Source organism: Aeromonas sp. R2-1 (assembly GCF_040908425.1).
GTDB classification, from domain to species: domain Bacteria; phylum Pseudomonadota; class Gammaproteobacteria; order Enterobacterales; family Aeromonadaceae; genus Aeromonas; species Aeromonas caviae.
The window spans coordinates 148,768-158,993 of sequence record NZ_JBFODR010000053.1 but is presented as its reverse complement, the minus strand read 5'-3'; the positions used below and the strand labels follow the sequence as shown (position 1 = coordinate 158,993).

The 10,226-nt window shown below is 56.5% G+C and carries 10 protein-coding genes; all 10 read left to right on the top strand.

Features of this window, described 5'->3' with window-relative positions; translation table 11 throughout:
* The 10 genes from AB5Y80_RS19155 to tssJ all read left to right on the top strand — a co-directional run bounded on the left by AB5Y80_RS19155 (position 1) and on the right by tssJ (position 10,226).
* Positions 1–357 carry a hypothetical protein gene (locus AB5Y80_RS19155; protein ID WP_368173383.1) on the top strand — a complete coding sequence of 119 codons (357 nt, stop codon included), beginning with the start codon at positions 1–3 and terminating at the stop codon, positions 355–357.
* Between the two features lie 226 nt (positions 358–583).
* A complete protein-coding gene (locus AB5Y80_RS19150) occupies positions 584–1,051 on the top strand; it encodes a hypothetical protein (protein WP_368173382.1) in 468 nt (155 codons plus the stop codon).
* A 140-nt stretch (positions 1,052–1,191) separates the two neighbouring features.
* A complete protein-coding gene (locus tag AB5Y80_RS19145; RefSeq protein ID WP_368173410.1) occupies positions 1,192–2,553 on the top strand; it encodes a tetratricopeptide repeat protein in 1,362 nt (453 codons plus the stop codon).
* 662 nt (positions 2,554–3,215) lie between these two features.
* On the top strand, positions 3,216–3,719 hold the full coding sequence (gene tssB / locus AB5Y80_RS19140; RefSeq protein WP_041215379.1) for a type VI secretion system contractile sheath small subunit: 504 nt from the start codon (positions 3,216–3,218) through the stop codon (positions 3,717–3,719).
* A 36-nt stretch (positions 3,720–3,755) separates the two neighbouring features.
* Entirely contained in the window at positions 3,756–5,234 is a 1,479-nt protein-coding gene (gene tssC / locus AB5Y80_RS19135; protein ID WP_042015701.1) for a type VI secretion system contractile sheath large subunit, read from the top strand.
* Positions 5,235–5,240: 6 nt separating this feature from the next.
* Entirely contained in the window at positions 5,241–5,672 is a 432-nt protein-coding gene (gene tssE / locus AB5Y80_RS19130; protein ID WP_042015698.1) for a type VI secretion system baseplate subunit TssE, read from the top strand.
* Between the two features lie 3 nt (positions 5,673–5,675).
* On the top strand, positions 5,676–7,442 hold the full coding sequence (tssF, locus tag AB5Y80_RS19125; RefSeq protein WP_368173381.1) for a type VI secretion system baseplate subunit TssF: 1,767 nt from the start codon (positions 5,676–5,678) through the stop codon (positions 7,440–7,442).
* Positions 7,406–8,404, top strand: coding sequence for a type VI secretion system baseplate subunit TssG (gene tssG, locus AB5Y80_RS19120; protein WP_041215375.1), 999 nt, complete (start codon positions 7,406–7,408; stop codon positions 8,402–8,404). Before tssF ends, tssG begins: the two co-directional genes overlap by 37 nt.
* Before the next feature lie 56 nt (positions 8,405–8,460).
* Entirely contained in the window at positions 8,461–9,711 is a 1,251-nt protein-coding gene (gene tagH / locus AB5Y80_RS19115) for a type VI secretion system-associated FHA domain protein TagH (RefSeq protein WP_368173380.1), read from the top strand.
* On the top strand, positions 9,711–10,226 hold the full coding sequence (tssJ, locus tag AB5Y80_RS19110; RefSeq protein WP_041215374.1) for a type VI secretion system lipoprotein TssJ: 516 nt from the start codon (positions 9,711–9,713) through the stop codon (positions 10,224–10,226). Before tagH ends, tssJ begins: the two co-directional genes overlap by 1 nt.

Here is a 10,226-nt window from a genome sequence, read left to right as displayed (position 1 = left end):
ATGAGGGTTGACTTAAATGAGAATGATATTTCTTGGGTTTATGATGGTAAAGAAATAAAAGTGACAGGTGATTATATTGACGCTGCTTATGATAAGAAGTTAGATGGTGTGGCGGCTTTAAATGCCTCTGGCATTAGTTTTTTTGATAAGGAGGGAGATTTACTTTTCATTACCCGTTTTTCATTTAAAGAATCTGGTAGTTGCATATATTGTTTAGCAAACCAATCGGCTTCCGCAGAAAAAACAGTAAGAGTTGTTCTTGCACATGAACCGCCATTTAAAGGTGAGCGTTTTTGGCAACATGATATTAATATTGAAAATGGAACTATTTCAGAGCCACTTGCAAAATGGCGATGAATGAAAGAGTAGCTCCCCACCGGGGATACATAATCCAAGGATGAGGTGATAGTCGGTTTAAATATAAAGTGGCTACTGGCAATGAACCAGGGGCAATTTCTGATGAATGGGTTCCTGGCGGGAAAACTAAAGGTGGGGCAAAAGAAGCCGCATTGCATGGTGCGGAAAACATAAAACATGATGGGTATATCGAAAAGCTGCTTAATTATTTTGATGATACGATGAGATGGCAATAATGAAGCCATATAATGAAATTGAGTTCATATCAGAGTTCAAAACAAAACCATGGAATTTCTTTAGAGGAAATGAGGGATTCTTGGTTATGGACCGAGATTGGGGAGAGCATGGCCATTATCGTTCAACTGGGCGTCTTCTAACCTATATTGAACGGGGGATTCTATCACTAGAAGATCTTACGAAAGGAATGAATGCGTTTATCGGCACGCTAGATAAAGATAGTAAAGAAGATTTCTTTCAATTTACCGCTAGTGCTTGCTACATCTATTGCTCCATATATGGTGTGGATTGTTATCCATACAAAATAGAAGATGACTTTTTTTTACTAGGTCATGCTTGCCACAGTATTTCAAAAGAATATATTGATGGTATAACTTTTGACTACCATGATCAACATTATGCATCTTTGATAAAAAAGGAACACCCTAAATCAGGCTTGGCAAATCTTTTGCTGTGATACGTTTAATTTTATCTAGATTATAGTTGAGTGTTTTTTATTATGTGCTTTTGGTATTTTGGGTGTCTCTACTAAATTTCTTATTATCCTCTTGTTTAAAACTGCGGGTGTTATAGATGGTATATCGAGCTTTACTATCGATGTTATTAGCTAGTTTGCTTATTGCATGTTCTACAACTACACGACTCACCGAGTCTGAACTCTCCCAAGCCGCCCAACAGGGTCAGGGCAAGGCGCAATATGAGCTGGCTAATCGTTTGGCGGCGAAGCCGGATTATCCCGAGGCGATGCGCTGGATGAAGCAGGCGGTCGAGCAGACGGGCCCCATGGCGGCAGATGCCGATATTCGGGGCAGGGCCGCGCTACAGGTGGGAAGTTGGTATCAGGCTGGGTTGGGAGAGCCCAAAAATCCTGTACTGGCCAGGCAGTGGTGGCAGCGCTCCGCCAAGTTGGGCAATTCGGAGGCCAGCTATCAACTGGGTCAGGAGTGCCGGCAACGGCACAAGGGGAAGCTGGTCAGTGAGTGTCTCGACTGGTTCGAGCATGCCGCCAAGCGGGATCATGGAAATGCCCAGCTGGTTCTGGGGCAGTGGTATGCAGGTCAGGCGGGGGCCGATGAAGAGGCCGTCAAGTGGCTGGAGAAAGCCGCCGAACAAGGGAATCGGGATGCCCAATTCCAGCTTGGCGTTCGCTATGAGCAAGGGAAAGGAGTGATAAAGCGCGCCGATCTTGCCCTGCGCTGGTATGAGAAAGCCGCAGCCCAGCAACAGCCGGACGCTTTGCTGGTACTGGCGAGCAAGGCGCCCTCTGAAGAGGCATTCAGCCTCTATCAGCGCGCCGCCAATGCAGGGGCTGCTCCTGCCCAGCTGTGGTTGGGGCAGGCCTATCTGAGGGGGGATCTGGTTGCCCAGGACCTGGCGCTTGGCCGTTATTGGCTGGAGCTGGCGGCAGGCAATGGTTCCCATGACGCCGAATATCAATTGAGCCTGCAGCAGAGCGATATCACCGCACGTGAGCACTGGCTGAATCTGGCTGCTGCGGGGGGGGTGAGCCAGGCCCAGCTTGAACTGGCGACCCTGCAACAGGAACGGGGGGAGTTGAAAGCTGCGCGTAAGAGCCTCTCTCTGGCGGCCTCGCAGGGCAATGTCGAGGCTCGATATGCCTACGGCGAGATGCTGCGACTGGGGCAGGGTGGTGAGGCTGATTATACCGAAGCCATGAAACAGTATTGGGCTGCGGCAAACGCCAGTCATCGGCAAGCACAATATCGCATGGGCATCATGCGTGAGCAGGGATGGGGAGCCCCCCGCAATAGATTGCATGCTTATGCATGGTATTTATTGGCCGCAACGGATGGCAATATTGATGCAACCGCCGCCAGCCGTGAACTTGAAAAAGGCATGACGGCACAAGAAAAAAGTGCCGGTCAAAAACTGGCGCAGCACTGGTTCATCAGACTGGATAAGCACGGTGAAATAGGGAAGGCATCAGAGGGTATATGATGCCATCCCCATAACATGAATGAGACATAGTGATAAAGGCAACCGTGAGTGGATATTGCCATTTCCCACTTATTATCGCCATCCAATACCGCCTTGATAATACATCTTGGCGGTTTTTTTGACAAAAATAACACCTTGCGTTGTCAGAAAAATCTCATTTTGTGTTCGTAAAATGAGCTTTACTTATGATTTATCATGAGCGGTCATGATGGTTTAAAATCAGATTTTTCCTATTTGACTCTTCATGGCATGCAACTTCCCTACACTTTACATTTCAAGTTTATACTATTTTCATCACTCGCCATGCTATTGATTTTGTTGGTTTTTTTATATTTTCCTTGCTTTTGTTACATTTATAAATATATTTCTCGTTGACGTTGCTATCATCAAAAATATACCATTAGCCACAAATGACTCTTTAGTAAATCATGATCTCTAACGAAGAGTAGAGACGTAATCGGATTGTATTGAATAACAAGCTGAATGCTGCCTTTTTGATATCCTGGCTCTCTCTTGGAATATATCGAAAAGGCGTGGTTGGTTGATGCTTTTTTGTTCATTTTCGTCCTGAGCACGTCAACTGTCATTTTTTACAGTTGCCGACTAAAGCATTGGCTATAAGCTTTTGGGTCTTCATGGATCCTCAACTTGGTATCTAGAGCATGGGAAAAGGGATTGATGGCGCCACTGTTGCGCCCAAAGAACGTATCAATATCAAATATGTGCCGGCAACCGGTGGCCAACAGGCGGAAATAGAGCTTCCGTTGACCATGATGGTGGTCGGAAATATGAAAGGGCGCTCTGAAGAAACCCCCATCGAGGAGCGTCAGACCGTCTCTATCGACAAGAATAATTTTTCTTCCGTCATGAAAGAATCTGCACTGGAGCTGAATTTTTCGGTTCCCAACCGCCTGGAGGAGAACAGCCAGGACGAGTTGCCCGTGTCGATCAAAATCCAGTCCCTGGAAGACTTCACCCCTGACAGCGTTGCCCAGCAAGTGCCCGAGCTGCGCAAGCTGCTGGAACTGCGTGAGGCGCTGGTTGCCCTGAAGGGGCCGCTTGGCAATATCCCCGCCTTCCGCAACCGTCTGCAGGATCTGCTGTCCAGTGACGACGCTCGCGAGCAATTGCTCAAGGAGCTGGATTTGATTAAGCCTGCCGAGTGATCAGCAGATTAATTGACTGACTTATAAGGAAAAATTATGTCTCTGGTCGAAGAACAGGTTCAAGCGGGGGCGAGTGCAGCCTCCTCGTCCCTGCTGGACGAAATCATGGCGCAGGCCCGCATCACCCCGGTGGATGAGGGTTATAGCGTCGCCAAGCAGGGCGTTGCAGCCCTGATTGCTAACATTCTGGACAGCGGCACCACCACAGAGCCGGTGAACAAGGCGCTGGTGGACAGCATGATCGTCGAGCTCGACAAGAAGCTCGGCAAGCAGATGGACGTCATTCTGCACGCCAAGGAGCTGCAAGAGCTGGAGTCCTCCTGGCGCTCCCTGAAGCTCCTGGTGGATCGCACCGATTTTCGCGAGAACATCAAGATCCAGGTGCTGCACGCCACCAAGGAAGAGCTGCTGGAAGATTTTGAATTTTCTCCTGAAATCACCCAGTCCGGCCTCTACAAGCACGTCTATTCCAGCGGTTATGGCCAGTTTGGCGGACAGCCGGTCGGCGCCGTGATTGGTGACTACGCCTTCACCCACAGCTCCCCTGACATCAAGCTGATGCAGTATGTCAGTGCAGTGGGCGCCATGGCCCATGCCCCCTTCATCTCTTCCGTCGCCCCCGCCTTCTTCGGGGTCGACAGCTTCACCGATCTGCCCTCCATCAAGGACCTGAAATCGGTATTCGAAGGGCCGGCCTACACCAAGTGGCGCTCCCTGCGCGAGTCGGAAGATGCCCGCTATCTGGGTCTGACCGCACCGCGCTTCCTGGCGCGTCTGCCCTATGATCCGACGGAGAACCCCATCAAGGGCTTCAACTATCAGGAAGAGATCAGCTCGAACCATGATCACTACCTGTGGGGCAACACCGCCTATCTGATGGGCACCTCCCTGACCGACAGTTTCGCCAAGTACCGCTGGTGCCCGAACATCATTGGTCCGCAGAGTGGTGGCGCCATTCACGATCTGCCGGTGCACGTCTATGAGGCCATGGGTCAGTTGCAGGCGAAGATCCCGACCGAAGTGCTCATCACGGATCGCCGTGAATACGAGCTGTCGGAAGAGGGCTTCATCACCCTGACCATGCGCAAGGACAGCGACAACGCCGCCTTCTTCTCCGCCAACTCGGTGCAAAAGCCCAAGGTGTTCCCGAACACCAAGGAAGGCAAGGAAGCGGAGACCAACTACAAGCTGGGTACCCAGCTGCCCTACATGTTCATCATCAACCGCCTGGCCCACTACATCAAAGTGCTGCAGCGCGAGCAGATCGGTTCCTGGAAGGAACGCCAGGATCTGGAACGGGAACTCAACAACTGGATCCGTCAGTTCGTGGCCGACCAGGAGAACCCCCCTGCGGACGTGCGTAGCCGTCGTCCCCTGCGCGCCGCCCAGATCAAGGTGCTGGACGTGGAAGGGGAGCCGGGCTGGTATCAGGTTGCCATGGCCGTGCGCCCGCACTTCAAGTACATGGGAGCGAGCTTCGAGCTCTCTCTGGTAGGTCGTCTGGACAAGGAATAAAGCCCGATGCCGCATCTCTCATCCTGGGATAGAGGCAATGCGGCCAGTCTGTTTGATCGCATCCGGGGGGAGGGGCTTGGCTCCTCCCCCCGTTCGGAAGTGGATGAACTGGTGGACTCTGTCAAACGGCAGCTCGATCAGATCCTCAACACCCGTCCCGGCAACTGTCGCAGTGCCCCCGAACTTGGCGTCATCGATCTCAATGACGCCACCCAGGGGAGTGCCGACATCAAGGGGCGGATCCGGGAGGCGATCCGGCAATGCATCCGCCGCTATGAGCCGCGGATCGTGCATGTGGAAGTCCGTTCACCCGACTATCAGGCGAGCCCGCTTGAGATGACGTTTCAGGTGACGGCCCACGTGCGGCTGGAGCAGCTCGAGCAAGTTACCTCGTTCAACGTCCACATGGACAGTCACCGTCACTACCGCATGGTCTGATCAATGTCGCTGGAACATTACTTCAGGGATGAGCTGGCTTTTTTGCGCCTGCAAGGGCGCGAATTTGCCGACGCCTATCCCGAGCTCACCCGCTTTCTGTCGGAGCAGAACACCGATCCGGACGTGGAGCGCCTGCTGGAGGGGTTCGCCTTTCTCACGGGCAACCTGCGCGCCAAGATTGAGGATGAGTTTCCCGAGCTGACCCATGGTCTGCTCAACATGCTCTGGCCCAACTACCTGCGTCCCGTGCCCAGCATGACCATCATGCAGTTTTCGGTCATTCCGGGGGCCATCGCCCAGCCGGCGCTGGTCAGGCAAGGTTGTCAGCTCGACAGTCTGCCCCTGGACGAGGTGACCTGTCATTTCCAGACCTGTCACGATACCTGGGTCTATCCGGCCGATATCCGCCACATCGCCGCCCAGAGCGGCAACGATCTCTCCACCATCTCGCTGGATATCGCCCTGCATGCCCCTCTGCCGCTTAGCGAGCTGCAGCTGGACAAGCTGCGCTTCTTCCTTGGTGGTGACAGCTACACCGCCTATGAGCTCTACTTCTGGCTCTCCAACCAGCTCTCCCATATCGAGCTGGAGATCGACGGCAAGCGCTTTCGCCAGGAGGCCAAGGCCCTCAAACCGGTCGGCTTCGAGCGCGGCGATGCGCTCTTGCCCTACCCGAACAACGTCTATTCCGGCTACCGGATCCTGCAGGAGTACTTCTGCTTCCCGGAAAGCTTTCTCTTCTTTGATCTCTCCGGTGGCGACTGGCCCAAGCAGCCGTTGCCGGTGAACGAATTCAAGGTGCACTTCTGCTTCGATCGGCCGTTGCCGGCGGAGCTCAAGATCCGTCCCGACTCCTTCATGCTCAACTGCGTGCCGGCCATCAACCTGTTCCAGCACGACAGCGAGCCGGTCAACCTCAATGGCCGTCAGGCGGAGTATCCCCTCAAGGCAAGTTATCGCCACGCCGACAGCTTCGAGATCTTCTCGGTGGATCAAGTGGAAGGCTGGGTCGAGGGGAACCTCGGTCGCTCCCGCGGCACGCCGCGCATCTATCAGCCATTCGAGAGCTTTCAGCACCAGATCGAGCGGGCCAAGCAGCGGCTGGCGCTCTACTACCGGGTGCGGGTCAAGGAGGCGGTAAGCGGGGATGGTTTCGAACACAGCCTCTCGTTCGTGCGTGGGGATGAAACCACCACGGTCGAACTGGATGAATCCATTTCGGTGACGCTCACCTGCACCAACCGCTCCCGCGCCGCCCGCCTCAAGGTGGGCAGCGTCTGCGTACCCACCGGCAGCTCGCCCTCGTTTGCCACCTTTCGCAACCTGATCCGGCCGACTCGGCCGCTGCGCCCGGCCCTGGACGGCAGTCTGCACTGGACGCTGATATCCAACCTGTCGCTCAACTATGTCTCCCTGCTGCGCCGCGATGCCCTGGTGCAGGTGCTGCGCACCTACGATTTTCCGGCGCTGCACGACAAGCAGGCGGAGCAGGCCTCGCGCAAGCGGCTGGCGGGGATCGAGGAGATCGAAACCAGTCCGGTGGACCGGCTGGTGCGCGGCATGCCGGTGCGGGGGCTCAAGTCGGTGCTCTCCATCCGCCAGTCCGCCTTTGGCAGCGAGGGGGAGCTCTATCTGTTCAGTACCGTGCTGGCCCACTTCTTCTCGCTCTATGCCAGCGTCAACGCCTTCCACCTGCTTGAGGTGGTCAATCTCGACAACAAGGAGCGCTACCAATGGCCAGTCCAGATCGGTCAGCACTCCCTGATGTGAGCGCCGCCCGGGAGGCGCCCCGTTTCAACTTCTTCCAGCTGGTTGAGCTGCTCAACCGGCTCGATGGCGCCGATCAGGAGCGAGGGCTCGACTACCTGCCCGGTGACGAGAACATCCGCTTCAAGGCGACCGCCTCCTTGGGGTTTCCCACCAGCGACGTGCTGCAGATTGGCCGGGACGGGCAGGGGCGCCACGAGCTGGAAGTGGCCTTCCTCGGCCTGCACGGCAGTCAGTCGCCGATGCCCGGCTATTACCTCGATTCGCTGGCGTGGGAGTACGCCCAGGGGGAGCAGAAGCTCGGCCTGTTTCTGGACTTCTTCCACCACCGTTTGCTGACCCTGCTGCACCGGATCTGGCGCAAGTATCGCTACCACGTGCGGTTCCAGGACAACGGCGAGGATGGCTTCTCCCGCCTGATGTTCGCCCTGGTGGGACTGGGCAACGAAGCGGTATGCCAGAGCCTGCCGGTCAACCGGGCCAAGATGCTCTCCTATGCGGGCATGCTGGCCAGCCCCAGCCGCTCCCCCGAGGTGGTGGCCGGTCTGGTGGCTCACTGTTTCGATCTGGCCGATGTGCAGGTGAGCGCCTGGCAGTGGCGCAAGGTGCCTATTCATCAGGATCAGCAAAACCGCCTCGGCGGCGCCTGCGCCACCTTGGGGAGCGATTTTGTCATCGGCGACAAGGTGAACGACTGTGCCGGCAAGTTCTTGTTGAAGATCAACAACCTGAGCTTTGGCCAGTTTCTCGGCTTTCTGCCGAACGGGGAGCACTTCCAGGCTCTGGTGACCTTTGTCTCCTTCATCCTGCGCGATCAGCTGGCCTGGGATCTGCGGCTGGGTTTCGGCCAGGAGCAGGCGAGGGGACTGAGGCTGGGGGAAGAGCAGAGTGCCCGCCTGGGGTGGAGTACCTTTCTCGGCCAGCCGCCGAGTGATCCGTTCGTGACCATCTGCGTGCAGGAATAAGTGCAGCGATCAGCAGCGCAGAAAATTTAACTACAGGAATCAGTGCAGGAGTAACTGTGGACGATTTTAACCAGCAACTTTCCCTAGTGGTGCTCAACAGCGAACAGCTCGACGGCAGCCAGCAGGTGCAGTACCGCTTCGATGAGATGGGGGGGACCCTGGGGGCCTCCGAACAGGATGACTGGCAACTGCGCGACAGGCTGGGGGCCGTCATGCCCGCCCACGCCCGCATCGAGCTCAACGACGGTCGCTTCTGCCTGTGCGATCTGAGCGGCCAGACCTATATCAACGGTGCCACCTCGCCCATCGGGCGGGCCCGCAAGGTGCATCTGGAGCAGGGGGACGAGCTCGTGGTCGGCCCGTTCCGGCTGCGCGCCTACTTGGGGGCCATCACCCCCGAGCAGAGCCTGCAACAGGTGCTGGGCAACCGCCCCACCGAGCAGCTCGACGAGTGGCTAACCAGCGATGAGCCCGTTGCGCCCGCAGACGATCCGCGCACCCTGGCGGCCGATCCCTTGCTGGCATTGCAGCAGGATCGCAGGGCGCCCAATCCGTTGATGGATGGCCCGCTGGCGGACGGTCGCCTGCAGGCTTCACTGCGTTCACAACCGGATGTGGACGTCCCCCCTCTTGCCCCTTTTTCTGCTGTCGAGAACACCATGAACCAAGAATTTCTGGATATGCCCGCCATCGAGAACCATCCCGATTACCCGCTGTCGCTGGACGGCGTCGATCACGTAGCCCTGACCCCGCTGATGCGTGGCCTGGGCCAACCCTTGCAATTGCAGGACACCCAGCAGGCCCACGACATGCTCGAAGAGATGGGCAAGACGGTGCGGGCCATGGTGGAGGGGCTGCTGCAGTTGCAAAACGAACAGGCGGCGCTGGCGGACAAGCACTTGCGCCCCATCGAGGACAACCCGCTGCGCCTGGGCCTTGATTATGACGAGACCCTGGCGGTGTTGTTTGCCGAGCAGAAGAGCCCGGTCCACCTGAGCGCGCCGGCGGCGGTGGCCGAGAGCCTGCACAACGTGCGCATCCACCATGTGGCTAACCAGCAGGCCATCGGCGCGGCGCTCGACAGCATCCTGCAGGCGTTTTCGCCGCAGGCCCTGCTGGGGCGCTTCGAGCAATACCGCCGCAGCGGTGCACCGGGCACGGCCGACGAAGGCTGGGCCTGGGACATGTATCAGCACTACTACCGCGAGCTCACCTCCGCCCGCCAGCAGGGGTTCAACAAGCTGTTCCACCAGGTGTATGCCCAGGCCTATGACCAGGCCGTGCGTCAGCAACAGGGACTGATTTGATGATACGAGCGCTGATGCTGGGCGCCGCGCTGCTGGCCCTGGCAGGTTGTACCACCATGGGCAAGATGGCCGATGTGGCCATGAACCCGGATATCCAGGTGGGCAGCAATAATGATCAGCCCTCCACCCTGGGGCTGAGTCTGCTGGCGGAGCCTGACGTCAACCCCAACGAGAGCGGGGAGGCGGCGCCCATCGAGTTTCAGGTGGTGCTGCTGGCGGAAGATTCCAAGCTGCTCGCCACCGACTATGACCAGGTGACTGCGGACGTGGAGAAGGCCCTTGGCAAGAACTACCTGGACCATCAGGACTACACCCTGCTGCCGGGCCAGTTCAAATACCTGCCCCCCATCAAGCTCGACGAGAAGACCCGCTACATCGGGGTGATCGCACGCTACGCCGACCCCGACAGCGCCGAGTGGCGCAAGGTCATCAAGATCAAGAGCAAGGGAACGGCTTATCAAATCCTGGTGCACCTGCGCCTGGATGAAGTGGAACTGCAAAAAGAAGAAGAATAA